General features: G+C 69.8%; 14 protein-coding genes and 1 tRNA gene. 9 read left to right on the forward strand and 6 right to left on the reverse strand.

Going from position 1 to position 17,414, the window contains the following annotated elements:
* Nucleotides 1-7: 7 nt before the first annotated feature.
* Complete coding sequence (locus ACSHT8_RS26870) at nucleotides 8-850, forward strand: helix-turn-helix domain-containing protein (protein ID WP_436493682.1); 843 nt, start codon at nucleotides 8-10, stop codon at nucleotides 848-850.
* A gap of 6 nt (nucleotides 851-856) precedes the next feature.
* The gene (locus ACSHT8_RS26875; protein ID WP_436493683.1) at nucleotides 857-1,033 is read left to right on the forward strand and encodes a DUF397 domain-containing protein; all 177 of its coding nucleotides are present in this window, start codon (nucleotides 857-859) and stop codon (nucleotides 1,031-1,033) included.
* A 20-nt stretch (nucleotides 1,034-1,053) separates the two neighbouring features.
* Here the strand turns inward: ACSHT8_RS26875 and ACSHT8_RS26880 are convergent, their stop codons facing one another.
* The 4 genes from ACSHT8_RS26880 to ACSHT8_RS26895 all read right to left on the reverse strand — a co-directional run bounded on the left by ACSHT8_RS26880 (nucleotide 1,054) and on the right by ACSHT8_RS26895 (nucleotide 5,476).
* Entirely contained in the window at nucleotides 1,054-2,034 is a 981-nt protein-coding gene (locus tag ACSHT8_RS26880) for a ribose-phosphate diphosphokinase (RefSeq protein WP_436493684.1), read from the reverse strand.
* Nucleotides 2,031-3,524, reverse strand: coding sequence for a bifunctional UDP-N-acetylglucosamine diphosphorylase/glucosamine-1-phosphate N-acetyltransferase GlmU (glmU, locus tag ACSHT8_RS26885; RefSeq protein ID WP_436493685.1), 1,494 nt, complete (start codon nucleotides 3,522-3,524; stop codon nucleotides 2,031-2,033). The genes ACSHT8_RS26880 and glmU overlap by 4 nt, the downstream gene beginning before the upstream one ends.
* A gap of 78 nt (nucleotides 3,525-3,602) precedes the next feature.
* Entirely contained in the window at nucleotides 3,603-5,345 is a 1,743-nt protein-coding gene (locus tag ACSHT8_RS26890; RefSeq protein ID WP_436493686.1) for a diguanylate cyclase, read from the reverse strand.
* Nucleotides 5,346-5,405: 60 nt separating this feature from the next.
* Nucleotides 5,406-5,476: transfer RNA gene (locus ACSHT8_RS26895), tRNA-Gln, on the reverse strand.
* 301 nt (nucleotides 5,477-5,777) lie between these two features.
* Between ACSHT8_RS26895 and ACSHT8_RS26900 the strand changes: the two genes are divergently transcribed.
* A complete protein-coding gene (locus tag ACSHT8_RS26900) occupies nucleotides 5,778-6,716 on the forward strand; it encodes an acyl-CoA desaturase (RefSeq protein ID WP_436493687.1) in 939 nt (312 codons plus the stop codon).
* A gap of 97 nt (nucleotides 6,717-6,813) precedes the next feature.
* The gene (locus ACSHT8_RS26905; protein ID WP_436502187.1) at nucleotides 6,814-7,413 is read left to right on the forward strand and encodes a TetR family transcriptional regulator; all 600 of its coding nucleotides are present in this window, start codon (nucleotides 6,814-6,816) and stop codon (nucleotides 7,411-7,413) included.
* 420 nt (nucleotides 7,414-7,833) lie between these two features.
* Here ACSHT8_RS26905 and ACSHT8_RS26910 read toward each other — a convergent pair whose 3' ends face one another.
* Complete coding sequence (locus ACSHT8_RS26910; protein WP_436493688.1) at nucleotides 7,834-9,000, reverse strand: PQQ-dependent sugar dehydrogenase; 1,167 nt, start codon at nucleotides 8,998-9,000, stop codon at nucleotides 7,834-7,836.
* Between the two features lie 89 nt (nucleotides 9,001-9,089).
* On the opposite strand from ACSHT8_RS26910, the gene ACSHT8_RS26915 reads away from it, so the two are divergent.
* Nucleotides 9,090-9,857 (forward strand): enoyl-CoA hydratase/isomerase family protein, encoded by a 768-nt coding sequence (locus ACSHT8_RS26915; RefSeq protein WP_436493689.1) that lies wholly within the window; start codon nucleotides 9,090-9,092, stop codon nucleotides 9,855-9,857.
* Here the strand turns inward: ACSHT8_RS26915 and ACSHT8_RS26920 are convergent.
* Nucleotides 9,843-10,421, reverse strand: a complete 579-nt coding sequence (locus ACSHT8_RS26920) for an HD domain-containing protein (protein ID WP_436493690.1) — start codon at nucleotides 10,419-10,421, stop codon at nucleotides 9,843-9,845. The genes ACSHT8_RS26915 and ACSHT8_RS26920 overlap by 15 nt on opposite strands.
* Before the next feature lie 59 nt (nucleotides 10,422-10,480).
* Between ACSHT8_RS26920 and tnpB the strand changes: the two genes are divergently transcribed.
* Genes tnpB through ACSHT8_RS26940 form a run of 4 tightly spaced genes read left to right on the forward strand, consistent with a single transcriptional unit; the run spans nucleotide 10,481 to nucleotide 17,394 of the window.
* Nucleotides 10,481-11,860, forward strand: a complete 1,380-nt coding sequence (tnpB, locus tag ACSHT8_RS26925; protein ID WP_436502188.1) for an IS607 family element RNA-guided endonuclease TnpB — start codon at nucleotides 10,481-10,483, stop codon at nucleotides 11,858-11,860.
* A gap of 34 nt (nucleotides 11,861-11,894) precedes the next feature.
* Nucleotides 11,895-15,440 carry a transcription-repair coupling factor gene (gene mfd, locus ACSHT8_RS26930; RefSeq protein ID WP_436493691.1) on the forward strand — a complete coding sequence of 1,182 codons (3,546 nt, stop codon included), beginning with the start codon at nucleotides 11,895-11,897 and terminating at the stop codon, nucleotides 15,438-15,440.
* A gap of 35 nt (nucleotides 15,441-15,475) precedes the next feature.
* Nucleotides 15,476-16,471: a SurA N-terminal domain-containing protein gene (locus ACSHT8_RS26935; protein ID WP_436493692.1), complete on the forward strand. Its 996-nt coding sequence runs from the start codon at nucleotides 15,476-15,478 to the stop codon at nucleotides 16,469-16,471.
* Nucleotides 16,468-17,394: a MazG family protein gene (locus ACSHT8_RS26940; RefSeq protein ID WP_436493693.1), complete on the forward strand. Its 927-nt coding sequence runs from the start codon at nucleotides 16,468-16,470 to the stop codon at nucleotides 17,392-17,394. Before ACSHT8_RS26935 ends, ACSHT8_RS26940 begins: the two co-directional genes overlap by 4 nt.
* Nucleotides 17,395-17,414: the final 20 nt, after the last annotated feature.

Genomic DNA, 17,414 nt, shown 5'->3' on the forward strand with positions numbered 1-17,414 from the left:
TTGGTGGGTGATCAGCAACCGGCGACCCGCGCGCATGCGGGCATTGGGTATGGAACTGGCGGCCGCTCGTGAGCGGACCGGGAAGACGACCAAGGAGGCGGCGAAGGGGATCGGGCTGTCCGCGCCGACTCTGAACCGCAGTGAGAACGCGAAGCGGCTCTCGCCCCTCATCGACATCGCAGGGCTTCTGGCGCTCTACCAAGTGACCGGGGAGGACCGGAAGCGGATCCTTGAACTAGCGGACCGGCTGGACGCGCCGGAGTGGTTGGAGGCGGGAGATCGGCTGCCGCGGCTGCTACGGCCATTCGCCACCTTCGAGGCACGGGCGGCGACACTGTTGGACGTCACCTTCGACTTCGTCCCCGGGCTCCTGCAGACCGAGCAATACATGCGGGCCGTCCACACCGCCCAGGGGATCACGGGCGCGGATCAGGAGGCCAGGGTCAAGGCTCGGCTGGAGCGCCAGAAGATTCTCTGCGCACGGCTTGCTCCCCGGTACACGGTGATCATCGAGGAAGCCGCCCTGCGGCGTACCTATGGCGGGTCAGAGGCGATGGTTCGACAGATCAACTGGCTGATCGATCGGGTCTGGCAGTCGAACATCGACATCCATGTGATCCCGTTCCGGCGCTGGGGATATCCGAACCCGGGCTCGTTCGTGCACATGGGGTTTCGGGACGCGCCGCCCATCGTGTTCTTCGAGAACATTGCGGTTGCGGGCTTCCTGGACGCTCCCGATCACACCGGGATGTTCCACGAAGTCGCTGCTAGTCTCATGAAGTTCGCGCTGGATTCAGCCGATACGGTGAAGTTCTTGACCACCTTGGCGGCCGACTACGAACGGGGCTGAAACGGGATGCACGGAGCGTGGCGGAAGTCGAGCTTCAGCGGCGGCGAAGTCAACTGCGTCGAGGTCGCCTACACCGCCACAGTCCGTGTCCGGGACTCCAAGAACCCCGAAGGCGGCATCCTCCGCTTCCCGGAGTCCGCCTGGTCACCCTTGATCAACGCGATGGCCTGGGACGAGCGCTAAGCCCGTCCCAGGCCCGCGAATCACGCGTCGCCGTCGAACAGCGACGTCACCGAGCCGTCCTCGAACACCTGCTGAATCGCCCGTGCCAGCAGCGGCGCGATCGACAGCACCGTCATCTGCGGGAACCGCTTCTCATCCGGGATGGGCAGCGTGTTGGTGAAGATGACTTCCTTCGCCCCGCACTCCGACAGCCGCTCCCGCGCGGGCCCCGACAGCACACCGTGCGTCGCCGCCATGACAACGTCCGTGGCGCCCTCGTCGAGCAGCTGGTGGATGGCCTTGGCGATCGTGCCGCCCGTGTCGACCATGTCGTCGATCACGACGCACAGCCGACCCTTGACCTCACCGACAACCCGGTTCGCCACGACCTCGTTGGGGCGCATGGGGTCGCGCGTCTTGTGGATGAACGCGATCGGCGTGCCGCCCAGGTCGTCGGCCCACTTCTCGGCGAGCTTCGTGCGGCCCGCGTCCGGCGACACGACCGTGATGTTCGACGCCGGGTAGTTGTCCTTGATGTAGCGGGACAACAGGGTCTGGCCGAAGAGGTGGTCGACCGGGCCGTCGAAGAAGCCCTGGATCTGCGCGGTGTGCAGGTCCACCGTCATGATCCGGTCGGCGCCCGCGGTCTTGAACAGGTCGGCGATCAGGCGCGCGGAGATCGGCTCGCGGCCCTTGTGCTTCTTGTCCTGACGCGCGTACGGGTAGAACGGCATGATCACGGTGATGCGCTTGGCGCTCGCGCGCTTCAGGGCGTCGACCATGATCAGCTGTTCCATGATCCACTGGTTGATCGGCGCCGACGCGCTCTGCATCACGAAGGCGTCGCAGCCGCGGACGGACTCCTCGAAGCGGACGAAGATCTCGCCGTTCGCGAAGTCGTAGGCCGACTGCGGTGTGATGCTCACGTTCAGGTGCTTGGCCACTTCCTCGGCCAACTCCGGGTGCGCGCGGCCGGAGAACAGCATCAGGTTCTTCTTGGGGACCCCGTGCTTGATGCTCATGAACGACCCTCGCTGTTCTTCTCGTCCTGCTTGCGGGCCTTGGCCCGTACCGCGGCCTCGGCCGCCGCGGTACCTGGGCGGCGGTGGACCACCCAGTCGTCGATGTTGCGCTGCAAACCGCCGGACACCGCGAGGGCGCCGGGCGGCACGTTGCGCCGGATGACGGTCCCGGCGCCGCTGTACGCGCCGTCGCCCACCGTCACCGGTGCCACGAACATGTTGTCCGACCCGGTCCGCACGTGCGAGCCGACGACGGTGCGGTGCTTGTTGACCCCGTCGTAGTTCACGAACACGCTGGCCGCGCCGATGTTGCTGTGCTCGCCGATCGTCGCGTCGCCCACATAGGACAGATGCGGCACCTTGGAGCCCGCGCCGATCTCGGAGTTCTTCACCTCGACGAACGTGCCGATCTTGCCGTCGGCGCCCAGCTTCGTGCCCGGCCGCAGATAGGCGTACGGGCCGACGGTCGCCGAGTCGCCGATCTCCGCGCCCGACCCGTGGGTCCGCACGACCGAGGCGCCCGCGCCGACGATCACGTCGGTCAGCGTCGTGTCGGGGCCGACCACGCTGCCCTCGCCGACCGTGGTGCCGCCGCGCAGCTGCACGTTCGGCTCGATCAGCACGTCGCGGGCCAGCTCGACCTCGGCCTCGATCCACGTGGTGGCCGGGTCGACGACCGTCACGCCCGCGCGCATCCAGCCCTCGACCACGCGCCGGTTCAGCTCGGCGCCCAGCTTGGCCAGCTGCACGCGGTCGTTGACGCCCTCGACCAGCCACGGGTCGTCGCACACCAGGGCGCCGACGCGGCGGCCGTCGCCGCGGGCGATGCCGAGCACGTCGGTCAGGTAGAGCTCGCCCTGGGCGTTGTCGGTGGACAGCCGGGACAGGCCGTCGGTGAGCACCTCGGCGTCGAACGCGTACACCCCGGAGTTGACCTCGGTGATGGCCCGCTGCTCGGCCGTGGCGTCCTTCTGCTCGACGATCGCGGTGACCGAGCCGTCGGCGTCGCGCACGATCCGGCCGTAGCCGGTCGGGTCGGGGACGTTCGCGGTGAGCACCGTCACGGCGTTGCCGCCCGCGGTGTGCGCGTCGAGCAGGCCGTTGAGCGTGGCCGTGTCGAGCAGCGGGACGTCACCGTAGGTGACCAGGACCGTGCCGGTCAGCTGGGGCAGCGGGGCGAGACCGCACGCGACCGCGTGGCCCGTGCCGTCCTGCGTCTCCTGCACCGCGATGGTGACCTCGCGGCCCAGCACGTGCGACAGGGACTCCAGGTGGGCACCCACGGCGTCGCGGCCGTGGCCGATGACGACCACGAGGTGTTCGGGCTTGAGGCCGTCGGCGGCGCGCACGGCGTGCTCGACCAGCGGGCGGCCCGCGATCCGGTGCAGGACCTTCGGGGTCGCCGAGCGCATCCGGGTGCCCTCACCTGCCGCCAGGATCACCGTGCTGACCTGGCCGAGCTTGCCCCGGTCAGGGGTGCTCTCGGACATCGCTCTCCCTCGCGTCGGTTCAACGTCGGGCGCGGGGTCGGCTCCGGCTAACGGGACGACTCCGGCCGGGAGTCGATCCTACGTGGTCTCCGGCAACACCCACGCACGGTCATCCACAGGCGCGACGAGCGCGGCCCCGGAGTCGGCCGCGTCGGCCTCGCCCGCCGTGATCGCCACGATGTCGTTCCCGCCGCCGCGCTTGGCCTGGTACATCGCCGCGTCGGCCCGCGCGAGCGCGCGGACCGCCGTTTCCTGCGGCCGGAGCGACACCACGCCGATCGACAGCGTCACTCCGTGTGACAGGTCGTTGGGCAGCCCGGCGACCGAGTTGACCGCGCGCCGCAGGGCGGCCTCGGCGGCGTAGAGCGGTGCTCCGGGAAGCAGGACGATGAACTCGTCGCCGCCGTAGCGGGCCACCATGTCGCTGCCGCGCAGCGCGTCGCGCAGGGTGCTGGCCACCACGCGCAGCACGTCGTCGCCCTCGGCGTGGGACATGCGGTCGTTGACGCCCTTGAACCCGTCGAGGTCGACCAGGGCGATTGCCAGCGGGTGGTTGTTCGGCGAGTTCGACAGCTGTTCGAGCCGCTCGTCGAGCGCGCGCCGGTTGGGCAGGCCGGTGAGCGGGTCCTGCAGGGCCTGCCGCGCGATGGCGCCATGCATGCGGGACAGCCGCTCGTGCTCGCGGCGGGTGTTGAGGGTGGCGATGCGCGACTCGCGCATGTCCCAGAGCTGGCCTTCCAGCTCGGTCGCGTAGTGCTCCAGCGCGCCGGTCGTGCGGGAGCCGCCCTCGGGGCCGGACAGCCGCGCGTACTCGCGGATCAGGCACAGCCGCAGCGTCGGCTCGGCGGCCTCCTGGTACATCCGCGACCGCGCGTCGGCGAGCACCTCGACGGCTTCCTCGTCGCGGCCCTCGTGTTCCAGGCATCGGGCGAGCGCGATGGCGACCATGACCAGCTCACGCGGGTAGCTCTGCGAGTCGAGCAGGTAGCGCAGCCGGTTGAGGTGGGCGGCCGACGGCTGGGCCAGCGCGAGCGCGGCGCCGACGATCGGGTTCTGGTCGGCGGCCGAGCGGCTCGGGTCGCGCGGGAACAGCGACTCGCGGAACGGCGCCTCGACCGCGACGGCGATGGCCGCGGCGGTGGCGAACCGCTCGGCGGCGCGTTCGTCCTCGCCGATGCGCTCCAGCCGCAGGCCCCAGCCCAGCAGCAGGCGCACCCGGTTCATCAGGTGGACGGCGATGAGGTGCGGGCCTGCGCTGGCGCGGATCGACTTGTGCGCCCGGCTCATCACCTGGTCGGCGACCTCGTAGACGCCGAGCTGGGTGAGCACGATGCCGATGTCCATCAGCGTCGACGCCATGATCATGTCCCAGGTGCGGCCACCGAGCATGACGTCCGGGGTGATGTCCTCGTCGAGCATGGCCAGCGCGACCGCGGCCTCGGTGAGGGCGGCGTCCTCGGCGCCCGCCAGCAGCAGCCTGCGCCCGCGCAGCGCGTGCGCGTCGGCCTGCAGCACCAGAAGACCGTGCCTGCGGGTGTGCGCGAGGAGTTCGTCGAGCAGGGGCTCGGCGGAGTCGGCCAGCTCGTTGTTGACCACCCGGACCGCGACCGCGGAGCGCAGCAGCTGGGCGACCATTCTGGGCTCGCCGCGGTGTTGTGCCTCGGCGAGCAGCCGGTCGACCTCGTCGGTGTGCCGCAGGCGTTCCTGGACCGGGCTGGTCTGGATCACCGCGAGCAACTCCCGGGCGCGACCCACCAGCCAGGCGTCGGAGCGTTCCTCCAACGCGGGCAGGTCACCGTCGCCCCGCTGCTCGTCGTCCACGTAGGTTGGTGCACCCCTTTTCGAGGTCCGGTATTTCGCCACCCATCCAGTTTTCGGCTGCTCCGCCGCCAGGATTCGAACCTGAACCATTGGAACCAAAATCCAAGGTGCTGCCTTTACACCACGGCGGATCGCGAGCGGTCCCACCACCGCTCGATGGGGACATCGTGGCACGGGGGTGGCCTGGCAGGCAGCAGTACCCGGCGGATTGGTTCGCGCTCGCGTCCGATCGGGTGTTATCGGAGTCACAAGGTGGGTATTCCAGTGATCGACCGGATGCGCTGCGTTGAGCTGCCTTTCAACATCATCGGCAACCGTGGCCCGGCATACGCCGAATAACAGGAGAGGGTGCTGGCGTGTACGGGGCGCGAATCCTTACGCTTGCGTAAGTTACGGCGCCGTAGGGCGGCCGCGGTACGGAGAGGGGAAGTCATGACGACCACGGTCGACGCGTCCAGCGGGACGGGCCCGAAGCCGATCATCGAGGGCAGGCGGAACCTCGCCACGCGGATCGCGGTCTACATCTTCATCCTGCTGCCCTTCGCCGCGCTGATCGCGGCCGTGCCCTTCGCGTGGGGCTGGGGGCTGACGTGGGTGGACGTCGTCCTGGCGGTGTTCTTCTTCTACCTGTCCGGCCTCGGCGTCACCGTCGGATACCACCGGCTCTTCACGCACGGCTCGTTCAAGGCCAACCGCGGCCTCAAGATCACCCTGGCCGTGATGGGCAGCATGGCGGTGCAGAGCCCGCCGGTCACCTGGGTCGCCGACCACCGCCGCCACCACGCCTTCTCCGACCGCGAGGGCGACCCGCACTCGCCGTGGCTGTTCGGCACGTCGCCGATGGCGCTGGCCCGCGGCTTCTGGCACGCGCACATGGGCTGGATCTTCGACCACGACGTCACCAACAAGGAGCGCTTCGCCCCCGACCTGATGGCCGACAAGGACATCGTTCGGGTGAATCGCCTGTTCGTCGTGTTCACCGGTCTGACCCTGGTGCTGCCCGCGGTACTCGGTGGGCTGATCACCTGGTCGTGGTGGGGCGCGCTGACCGCGTTCTTCTGGGCGGGCCTGGTCCGCATCGCCGTGCTGCACCACGTGACGTGGTCGACGAACTCGATCTGCCACATGATCGGCGAACGCCCGTTCACCAGCCGCGACAAGGCAGCCAACTTCTGGCCCCTGGCCATCCTCAGCTTCGGCGAGTCATGGCACAACCTGCACCACGCCGACCCGACGTGCGCCAGGCACGGGGTGCAAAAGGGACAAATCGACACCTCGGCCCGGCTGATCTGGATCTTCGAGAAGCTCGGCTGGGCCACCGACGTCCGCTGGCCGACGCCCCAGCGCCTGGCGAAGATCACCGCGAAGTAATCCCATCTCGCCTCGCGCCCCAGCCACAGACATCTAGTGTTGATCCGTGGCGAGGCGTGTATCGAAGACGGAAGAACCCGCGGTGGCCCGCGTGCGCATGACCGGCAAGGAGCGCAGGCAGCAGCTGCTCGACATCGCACGCTCCCTGTTCGCCGAGAAGGGCTTCGACGGCGCGTCCATCGAGGAGATCGCCCACCGGGCGAACGTCAGCAAACCGGTGGTCTACGAACACTTCGGCGGCAAAGAGGGCATCTACGCGGTCGTCGTCGACCGCGAGATGCACGCGCTGATGCAGGGAATGACAGACGCGCTGTCCGAGGACGCCCACCCCCGCCTGCTGCTGGAACGCGCGGCGGGGGCGCTGCTGAACTATGTCGAGGGCTCAACTGATGGGTTCCGCATCCTTGTCCGCGATTCGCCGGTGGCGACGTCGACGGGGACGTTCTCCAGCCTGCTGAACGACATCGCTTCGCAGGTCGAGCACATCTTGGGTGTGCAGTTCGCGAAACGCGGATACGAGTCGAAGCTGGCGGCGCTGTACGCGCAGGCGCTGGTGGGGATGGTGGCGTTCACGGGGCAGTGGTGGCTGGAGGTCCGCAAACCGAAGAAGAACGAGGTGGCGGCGCACCTCGTCAACCTGGCTTGGAACGGGCTGTCCAATTTGGAGGGCAAACCCACGCTGCGCGAGCGCCCCTGAGGGGCGCCCGCGCAGCGGTGATCAGCTCGGGCTGTACTCGGTGGCCCGCTTCTGCTGGTCCCCGTTGGGGCGTCGTGTAGTAGATCAACCCGCTGCTCGCCCCGTCGTGGGCGAACGCGGGCACGATCTCGGCCCCGGTTCCGATGGCCTACCACGGCCGCCATACCGAGGTGTGTCGACGCCGGTCCCACCCGACCGGTACACCGTGCCGTCCGCGCGCAGCGTGACAGGGTTGTGTGCTCGGCACCGCGAGTTGCTGGTGGGCGCTCACTGAGGTTCCCCTCGGTAAGTTCTCAAGATCTTCAAGGGCGCCTCGAAGGGATCGGACGCGAGCCGCGGCGCCGACGCTGGACTGGCGAGCGAGTGCGGAAATAGGTGGCAGAACTGATGGCCGCTCGAAGCGAGTGCCTAGCGCTGTCGTCACTGCGGGACGACGCGCAGAAGTTTGTCGTCGTCGCCGTTTGAGGTGGTGATGTAGAGGGCGCCGTCGGGGCCGGTACGGGCGGCGCGGAGGCGGCCGAACTGGTCGGCGAACTCCGGCGGGATGGCGACTGACTTGACGTTGGCGTCAGTGTCCATTGTGAACAGCATCAGCTTGGCGCCCTTCAGCGCCGTCACCGCCAACGCGCCATCCAGTGCGCCCCACTGGGACCCTGTCAGGAACGTCGCCGCGCAGATAGCTTCAGTTGTGTCGCCGGATTGCCACTTCGCGGGGATCGCGTCGGGGAAGCGGGTCAGGTCGGTCATGGGGACGTCTTCGTCGTAGGACTGGACTTTGCCGCCCTGGGACGGGTCCCAGCCGTAGTTCGCGCCCGCCTTCAGCAGGTTGATCTCATCGTTCTTGTCCGGGCCGTGTTCGGCGATGAGGACCTGGCCGCCCGGGCGGATCGCCACGCCTTGGACGTTGCGGTGGCCGTAGGTGTAGATCCGCGAGCCCGGGGTCGGGTTGTCGGGCAGGGCGGCGCCGGTGCGCAGGTCGATGCGCAGGACCTTGCCGCCCAAGGAGTTCATGTCCTGGGAGAGGGAGGCGCGGGCGGTGTCGCCGGTGCCGACGAGCAGCGCGCCGTCCGGGGCGATGGTCGGGCGGCAGCCGGAGTGGCGGCCGCTCTGCGCGACGGGCAGGCCGGTCAGCAGTTCGCGGAGGCGGGTGGCGACCTTCTCGTCGTCGGTGAGCCGCCAGGTGACCAGTCGGACGTCGACGGGTTGGCCGTTCTCCTGGTGGGTCTGGCAGGTGGTGAATTCACGGCTCGACGCGAAGTCGGGGTGGACGACCAGGCCCATCAGACCGCCCTCACCGCGGACCATGACCGTCGACGTATCGGCCTTGAGGGTGGTCACGGTCGCGCCCGGCCTGCCGGACGACAGCAGCGCGATGGCGCCCGTTCGCTGGGTGACCAGCACCTTGCCGTCCGGCAGGAAGCCGATGTCCCACCCGTGGGTGAGGCCGCCCGCGACCGTCTCGATCTTCAACCCGGGCGCCGCCGCGCTGCTGGGGACGACCACCGTGGACGACGAGGGCACTTCACCCGTGCCCGCGGACGTCGAGCAGCCGGCGACGAGGACTGTGGCGAGCAGCACAGCGCGCATGGGCCAAGAATGCCCGCTCCGCCGTCAGGCCGCCGTGTGGTGACCCTCGTCTCTGACGGATCGAACCTACTGGCGGTTAGGGTTTGGGCGTGAGTGAGTACCTGAGGCTGGACATCGCCGACGCGGTCGCCACGCTGGTCATCGACCGTCCGGCCAAGCGCAACGCGCTGAGCTACGACATGTGGGCGGCCATTCCCGGGCTGGTCGCGCAGGTCGCCGCCGACGACAGCGTGCGCGTGCTGCTGCTGCGCGGCGACGACCACTTCTCCGCGGGCGCCGACATCAGCGAGTTCGCCGAACTCCGCGCCGACGCCGCCGGTGCCCGCCGCTACGCCGAGGCCATCCACGCCGCCACCGACGCGCTCACCGGCATGCCCAAACCCACCATCGCCGCCATCAACGGCTTCTGCATCGGCGGCGGCTGCGAGATCGCCCTGGCCTGCGACCTGCGCGTGGCCGCCGACGACGCGAAGTTCGGCATCACCCCGGCCAAGCTGGGCATCGTCTACATGCTGCCGTCGACCAAGCAACTGGTCGACGCGGTCGGCCCGGCGTGGGCCAAGCAGATCCTCTTCACCGCCGACATCATCGACGCCCCCACGGCGCTGCGGATCGGCTTGGTCAACGAACTGCACCCGGCGGCGGACGTGGTCAAGCGCGCCACCGAACTGGCGCACACCATGGCTGGCCGCTCGCAGGTGACCATTCGGGGTGCCAAGGAGATCATCGGCCGGATCACCGCGGGCCACTTCGAGGAAGACGACGCTGTCCACGCTCTCTATGCGAACTCCGCCGAGAGCGCGGATTACGCGGAAGGCGTCCGCGCGTTCCTCGACAAGCGTTCACCCAAGTTCTAGATCCGCCAGTTCCGCCGTGAGGTTCGCCCTCGCTGGAGCCTCCCACTGCGCAAGCGCTTGCGGAGTTCGGTACAGCGCGGGCAGCTCCAGCAGTGACCGCAACACCGCCGCCCGCCCCGCCCTGAACAGCTCATCCGGCACCGCCGCGTACTCCTCGCGCACCGAAGCCGCATACGCGGCGTAATCCGGGGAAGCCAGAATCGCCAGGTCCGCGTCGCACAGGACCTCCCCGTTCCGGTCCCCAGGCGAAGTCACGTGCCCCGCCGTCAACCGGACCAGCCTTGCCACCTCCGCCACCGACGCCGGGCCCAACACTCCGCCCAGCCACACCTCAGCCAGCTCAGCGCTCCGTTCCTCATCGTCCGGCTGCCCGAGGTGCACCGCGTCGTGGAACCACGCGGCCAGACGGACCAGGTCAGGCGAGTCGGCGTGGTCCGCCAACTCATCGATATGCCGCAGCACGGCCTCCAGATGCGCCACCCCGTGATACGTCCGATGCGGCTCCGACCAGCGCGCCAACAGGGCAGGCCGCAGCGACGGAGGTAGACCGAGTCGGGTGAACATGGTCCCGACCGTATTCGCGCGACGTTGTCGGTGCCAGGCCGTACGGTCGGCCGGTGACCATGGTGTTGCAGGCGTACCGGTTCGCCCTCGATCCCACTCCGGCTCAGGTGGCGGGGTTGCGGTCGCACTGTGGTGCACAGCGGTACGCGTTCAATTGGGGCCTTGCCCTGGTCAAGGCCAACCTGGGCCAGCGCGAAGCGGAGAAGACCTATGGGTTGACGGAGGCCGAGTTGACGCCGTCGGTGTCGTGGTCTGCCTACAGCCTGCGGAAACTGTGGAACCAGGCCAAGGACGAGGTGGCGCCGTGGTGGGCGGAAAACTCGAAAGAGCCCTATTCGTCCGGCCTGGCGAACCTCGCGACTGCGTTGGGCAACTGGAACACCTCGAAGATCGGCAAACGCGCGGGCGCGAAGGTCCGCTTTCCCAGGTTCAAGGGCAAGCGCGCCGGGTTGTCGTGCCGGTTCACCACGGGCAGCTTCGGTCTGGCCGATGATCGCAGGCACGTGCGGCTGCCCCGCATCGGCGCCGTACGCACGCACGAGTCAACTCGGAAACTGGCCCGGCATGTCGACCGAGGTACCGCTCGGATCCGTTCAGCCACGATCACCCGCCAAGGTGGGCGTTGGTTCTGTGCGTTGTCTGTGGAGATCGACCGCCAGAACCCGGCCTCCGCCGTGCCCGACACCGTCGTGGGTGTGGACCTCGGGATCAAGGCGCTTGCTGTGCTCTCCACTGGCGAGGTAGTCGCCAACCCGAGGCATCTCGACATGGCGTTGGCCGGGCTGCGCCGGTTGGGACGGCAGGCGGCTCGCCGGGTCGGCCCGGATCGGCGCACCTCACAGGCACCCTCGCATCGGTGGTGCAACACCCAGGCCCGCATCGCTCGCCTGCACAAGGCAGTGGCCGACGCCCGCTGGGATGGGTTGCACAAGCTGTCGACCCGGCTGGTCCGGGCCCACGGAGTGATCGTGCTCGAAGACCTCAACGTGGCCGGGATGCTGCGTAACCGGCTCCTTGCCCGGCACGTCGCCGGGGTGGGCATGGGCGAGCTACGCCGCCAGATCACCTACAAGGCCGGGTGGGCCGGTGCACGTGTTCATCTGGCTGACCGCTGGTACCCGTCGTCGAAGACCTGCTCGGATTGTGGCGCGGTGAAAGCCAAACTGCGTTTGTCCGAGCGGACGTACCGTTGCGACCAGTGCGGATTCACGCTGGATCGCGATCTCAACGCCGCCCGCAACCTCGCCCGACTCGTGGGCGAGATCGCGGACATGTCCTCCCCGAGTTGCGGGGCGACACTAAACGAGCCCGCTGGAAACCCACGTAAGACCCGCACCACGCGGGCAACCGGTACCGCCACGGGAAGACCCGGCCACCAGGCCGGGCCAATGCCGCGCCGCAAGGCGACGGCTCACGACACAGGACTACACGTATCGTGAACGGTCTGTCCGTGCTTCTCGCAAAAGGATCTCGATGGCTCCGCTGCACCCGCTCCTGCAGGTCCTGCTCCCCAACCTCGCCGTCATCACCGACGCCGCCGGTGCGCCGACGCTCGACCTCGCCGGACCCGTGGCCGCACGGCCGCTCGTCGTGGCCGCGTTGGCCGAGGGCGCCAAGAGTCCGGTCCTGGCCGTCACCGCGACCGGTCGCGAGGCCGACGAACTCGTCGCCGTGCTGGGTGACCTGCTCGGGCGGGACGTCGTGGCCAACTTCCCGTCGTGGGAGACGCTGCCGCACGAGCGCCTGTCCCCGCGCGCTGACACTGTCGGCGGGCGGCTCGCCATCCTGCGCAGGCTTGCCCACCCGGAGGAAGGCGGCCCGCTCAAGGTCGTCGTGGCCACGGTCCGCAGCCTGATCCAGCCCATGGCCCCCGGCCTCGGCGAACTGGCCCCGGTCCACCTGGAGACGGGCAAGGAACACGACTTCGACGCGCTCATCGCCCAGCTCGCCGACCTGGCCTACGCCCGCGTCGACATGGTCGAGAAGCGCGGCGAGTTCGCGGTCCGGGGTGGCATCGTCGACCTGTTCCCGCCGACCGCCGAGCACCCGGTGCGCATCGAGTTCTGGGGCGACGAGGTCAGCGAGATCCGTTCGTTCGCGGTGGCCGACCAGCGGTCGCTGCCCGGTGAGCTGACCGAGATCACCGCCCCGCCGTGCCGCGAGCTGCTGCTCACCGAGGACGTCCGCGCCCGCGCCGCCGCGCTCGCCGAGATCCACCAGGCCGACGCGCACCTGCACGAGATGCTCGACAAGCTCGCCAACGGCATCCCCTCCGAGGGCATGGAGGCGCTCATCCCGGCCCTATGTAAGGGCGAGATGCAGCTGCTCACCGACGTCGTCCCGGCGGGCACCCACGTGCTGCTGGCCGACCCGGAGAAGATCCGCACCCGCGCCCACGACCTCGTCCGCACCGGCCAGGAGTTCCTCGAAGCCTCCTGGATGGCGGCCGCGGGCGGCGGCAAGGCGCCGATCGACCTCGGCGCGTCGGCCTACCGCGACCTCGGCGACGTCGCCGCGCACGCCCGCGATGGCGACCACCCCTGGTGGACCATCTCCCAGCTGACAGACGCCGACGCCGTGGCCGTCGACATCCGCCCGGTCGACTCCTACCGCGGCGAGATCGTGCGCGCCTTCGCCGACCTGCGCGCCCACACCGCGACGGGCGGCCGGGCCGTCCTCGTCGTCCCCGGCACCGGCACGGCCAAGCGCGCCGTCGAGCAGCTCGCCGAGGCCGACGTCGCCGCCACCTTCGTCGAGCACCTCACCGAGGCCCCGGCCAAGGGGGTCGTCACCGTCGTCAAGGGCGCCATCGAGGACGGCTTCATCGTCGGCGACCTTGTCGTGGTCACCGAGGCCGACCTCACCGGGGCCCGCGCCGGAACGTCCACAAAGGACATGTCGGCGAAGATGCCGTCCCGGCGCCGCAACGCGGTCGACCCGCTGGCGCTCAAGCCCGGCGACTACGTGGTGCACGAACAGCACGGCATCGGCCGCTACGTCGAGATGGTCCAGCGCACGGTCGCCAACGCGACGCGCGAGTACCTGGTCCTCGAATACGCCAGCTCGAAGCGCGGCCAGCCCGGCGACCGCCTCTTCGTCCCGACCGATCAGCTCGACGAGGTCTCCCGCTACGTCGGCGGCGAGCTGCCCACGCTCAACAAGCTCGGCGGGTCCGACTGGAAGAACACCAAGGCCAAGGTGAAGAAGGCGGTCAAGCAGATCGCCGCGGAGCTCGTCCAGCTCTACGCCGCCCGCCAGGCCGCTCCCGGCCACGCGTTCGGCCCCGACACGCCCTGGCAGCGTGAACTGGAGGACGCCTTCCCGTTCACCGAGACCATCGACCAGCTCGCCGCGATCGACGAGGTCAAGGGCGACATGATGCGCGGCGTCCCGATGGACCGGGTCATCTGCGGCGACGTCGGCTACGGCAAGACCGAGATCGCGGTGCGCGCGGCGTTCAAGGCCGTGCAGGACGGCAAGCAGGTCACCGTCCTCGTCCCGACGACGCTGCTCGCCCAGCAGCACCTCAACACCTTCGCCGGCCGCATGCACTCGTTCCCGGTCACGGTGAAGGGCCTGTCCCGCTTCACCGACGCCGCCGAGTCCGAGCAGACCATCGCGGGCCTGGCTGACGGCACCGTCGACATCGTCATCGGCACGCACCGCCTGCTGCAGACCGGCATCCGCTACAAGGACCTCGGCCTGGTGATCGTCGACGAGGAACAGCGCTTCGGCGTCGAGCACAAGGAGCACATCAAGGCGCTGCGCACCCACGTCGACGTGCTGACCATGTCCGCGACGCCGATCCCGCGCACGCTGGAGATGTCGCTGGCGGGCATCCGCGAGATGTCGACCATCCTCACCCCGCCCGAGGACCGCCACCCGATCCTGACCTACGTCGGCGGCTACGACGACAAGCAGGTCGCCGCCGCGATCCGCCGCGAGCTGCTGCGCGACGGCCAGGTCTTCTACGTGCACAACCGGGTCTCGTCGATCGAGAAGGCCGCGCGCCGCCTCCGCGAGCTGGTCCCGGAGGCGCGCGTGGTCACCGGGCACGGGCAGATGAACGAGGACCGCTTGGAACACCTCATCCAGGGCTTCTGGGAACGCGAGTACGACGTGCTCGTCTGCACCACGATCATCGAGACCGGCCTGGACATCTCCAACGCCAACACGCTCATCGTCGAACGCGGCGACATGCTGGGCCTCGCCCAGCTGCACCAGCTGCGCGGTCGCGTCGGCCGTGGCCGTGAACGTGGCTACGCCTACTTCCTCTACCCGCCGGAGTCCCCGCTCACCGAGACCGCCCACGACCGGCTCGCCACGATCGCCCAGAACACCGAGCTGGGCGCGGGCATGGCGGTGGCGATGAAGGACCTGGAGATCCGCGGCGCGGGCAACATCCTCGGCGCCGAGCAGTCCGGCCACATCGCGGGCGTCGGCTTCGACCTCTACATCCGGCTCGTCGGCGAGGCCGTCGAGGCGTTCCGCAAGCACGCGGGCGCGCCGGGCTCGGAGGACGAGGAGGAACTGGCCGAGGTCAGGGTCGACCTTCCCGTCGACGCGCACATCCCGCACGACTACGTGCCGGGGGAGCGGCTGCGCCTGGAGGCCTACCGCAAGCTCGCCGCCGCACCGGACGCCGCCGGGCTCGACGCGGTGCGCGCCGAACTGGTCGACCGCTACGGCGAGCCGCCGACCCCGGTGGTCAACCTGCTGGCCGTCGCCGCGTTCCGGCAGACCGCGCGGGCGCACGGGGTCACCGAGGTCATCGCCCAGGGCAGCAACATCCGGTTCGCCCCGCTGCCGCTGCGCGACTCCCAGCTCGTGCGGCTCAAGCGGCTCTACCCGAAGGCCGTCCACAAGGCGGTCACCGACACCATCACCGTGCCGAGGCCGACCGAGGGCGGCGCGGGCGGCCGGATCGGGGCGCCGGTGCTGCGCGACCGGGAGCTGCTCGACTGGTGCGCGAAGTTCCTCGATTCGCTCACCGTCACCCCGGCGGCCGCGGGGGTGTAACCCGATCGTGCGGGGCGCTGTGAGAGGCTACGGCTGTGACCACCGTCATTCGTCGCCGACGCCCGCTCGTCGCGCTCCTCGCCGGGTTCGCTCTGCTGGTCAGCGCGTGTTCCACGGGCCAGGGACCGGCCAACGCCGCCGCTGTCGTGAACGGCAAGACCATCAGCGTCGACCGGGTCCAGGAGCTGGTGGACAAGGCCGTCAAGGCCGTGCCCGCCGTCCAGAAACTCGCCGACGACCGCAAGCTCGACGGCGTGTCGCGGGCCGTGCTGCGCCAGCTGATCCTGCACGAGCTCATCGCCGAGTACACGGCGAAGAACAAGGTGGAGATCGAGCCCGCGCAGGTCACGGAGCTGGCCAAACAGCTCGCCGAGCCCAACCAGCTGCCCACCGACGGCTCCGCCACGCCCGAGATGATCAACGGCGAGGCGGTCAACCGGGCGATGGACCCGAACGAGCTGGCGCGCGACTATCTGACGCTGGCCAAGCTCGGGTTCGCCGAAGCGGCGACCCTGGCGGTCACGATCGACTACATCTTCGTCGCGCCGACCGAGCCCGAGGAGAAGGACGGCTCGCTGCGCGACAAGGCCTTCGCCAAGGTCAGGGAGATGGCCGCCGGGCCGGACGCCGCGACCAAGGTCATCGACGAGGCGCTGAAGGCCGACGACAAGGCGGGGGAGAAGGGCCGCACGTTCGCCGCGGCGCAGGCCCCCGACCTGGTGGGCACCGTGCTGTTCGGCGCGCCCGTCAACAGCGTGATCACCTTCCAGCCGAACCCGCAGCAGGCGGGCTGGGTGGTCGCGGTGATCCGCAAGCGCGACGGCTCGGCCACACCCGACCCCAAGGCCCCCGAGGTCGACGTCCGGCTGGCCACCTCGATCGGCCCGCGGCTGCTGCAGGCCGACGGCGCCCGCTTCGACATCGAGCTGAGCCCGCGCTACGGCGTCTGGGACGCCGCCGACATGTCCATCGCGCCGAGCGACGGCGAGACCAAGGGCCTGCTCGTCCCGATCAAGAACGCCACTCCGTGACGCTGCACGCGGGCACCTTCGTGGTGCTTGTCCGCGGGGACACCGTCCCCGCGGCCGCGGTGAACGCGCTTCGCTCAGCCGACCGGGTGTATGTGGCGGGCGACGTCGACCCTTCGCTGGGTGACGCCGCGCCCGCCACGCTCGTCGACGAGGCGCGGACGGCCGCGGTGGTGCTGCTGACCTCCGAGCTTGATTCGCCGCTGGTCGCGGCGGGCGCGCCCGTGCTGGCCGCGCCCGCGTCCGGCCTGGTCGCCGCGGCGCGGGTGATGGACCGGCTGCGGTCGCCCGGCGGGTGCCCGTGGGACGCCGAGCAGACCCACGACTCGCTGCGCCAGTACCTGGTCGAAGAGTGCTTCGAGCTGCTAGAGGCGATCGAGGACGGCGACCGTGCCGCGCTGCGCGAGGAACTCGGCGACGTGCTGCTGCAGGTGCTGTTCCACGCGCGGGTCGCCGAGGAGGACGCCGACGACCCGTTCACCATCGACGACGTGGCCGCGGAACTGGTGGCCAAGCTGGTCGGCAGGCACCCGCACGTCTTCGCGGGCGGCGACCCAGCGGTGCGCGACGCGTCGACCCAGCAGGTGCGCTGGGAGGAGCTGAAGCAGCAGGAGAAACGCCGCGAGTCCAGTGTGGACGGTGTGGCGCTCGGCCAGCCCGCGCTGGCGCTGGCGGCCAAGCTCGCCCAGCGGACCGCGCGCGCCGGGCTGCCCGGCGACCTGCTGCCCAAGCACGACGACCTCGGCTCCCGCCTGTTCGACCTCGCCGCGCTCGCCAAGCTCGCGGGTCAGGACCCCGAGGCCGAGTTGCGCGCCGCGGCCCGCCGGTTCGCCGCCCAGGTCAGGGCCGCGGAGAAGGCGGCCAAGGAGGCGGGCGAGGACGGCATGTCGCACGAGATCTGGCGAAAGTATTGGCCGCACGCGTAAGGACCTGTGGATAACTTCTC

Origin of the sequence: Actinokineospora sp. HUAS TT18 (genome assembly GCF_051364635.1) — a bacterium.
In the GTDB taxonomy this organism is placed as follows: Bacteria; Actinomycetota; Actinomycetes; order Mycobacteriales; family Pseudonocardiaceae; genus Actinokineospora.

Excerpts from the sequence above, each read along its gene's own strand:
- ACSHT8_RS26905 (WP_436502187.1), top strand. The coding sequence starts at position 6,814 with ATGACCGGCAAGGAGCGCAGGCAGCAGCTGCTCGACATCGCACGCTCC.
- ACSHT8_RS26875 (WP_436493683.1), top strand. The coding sequence starts at position 857 with ATGCACGGAGCGTGGCGGAAGTCGAGCTTCAGCGGCGGCGAAGTCAAC.
- ACSHT8_RS26910 (WP_436493688.1), bottom strand. The coding sequence starts at position 9,000 with ATGCGCGCTGTGCTGCTCGCCACAGTCCTCGTCGCCGGCTGCTCGACG.
- glmU (WP_436493685.1), bottom strand. The coding sequence starts at position 3,524 with ATGTCCGAGAGCACCCCTGACCGGGGCAAGCTCGGCCAGGTCAGCACG.
- ACSHT8_RS26900 (WP_436493687.1), top strand. The coding sequence starts at position 5,778 with ATGACGACCACGGTCGACGCGTCCAGCGGGACGGGCCCGAAGCCGATC.
- ACSHT8_RS26920 (WP_436493690.1), bottom strand. The coding sequence starts at position 10,421 with ATGTTCACCCGACTCGGTCTACCTCCGTCGCTGCGGCCTGCCCTGTTG.
- ACSHT8_RS26880 (WP_436493684.1), bottom strand. The coding sequence starts at position 2,034 with ATGAGCATCAAGCACGGGGTCCCCAAGAAGAACCTGATGCTGTTCTCC.
- mfd (WP_436493691.1), top strand. The coding sequence starts at position 11,895 with ATGGCTCCGCTGCACCCGCTCCTGCAGGTCCTGCTCCCCAACCTCGCC.
- tnpB (WP_436502188.1), top strand. The coding sequence starts at position 10,481 with ATGGTGTTGCAGGCGTACCGGTTCGCCCTCGATCCCACTCCGGCTCAG.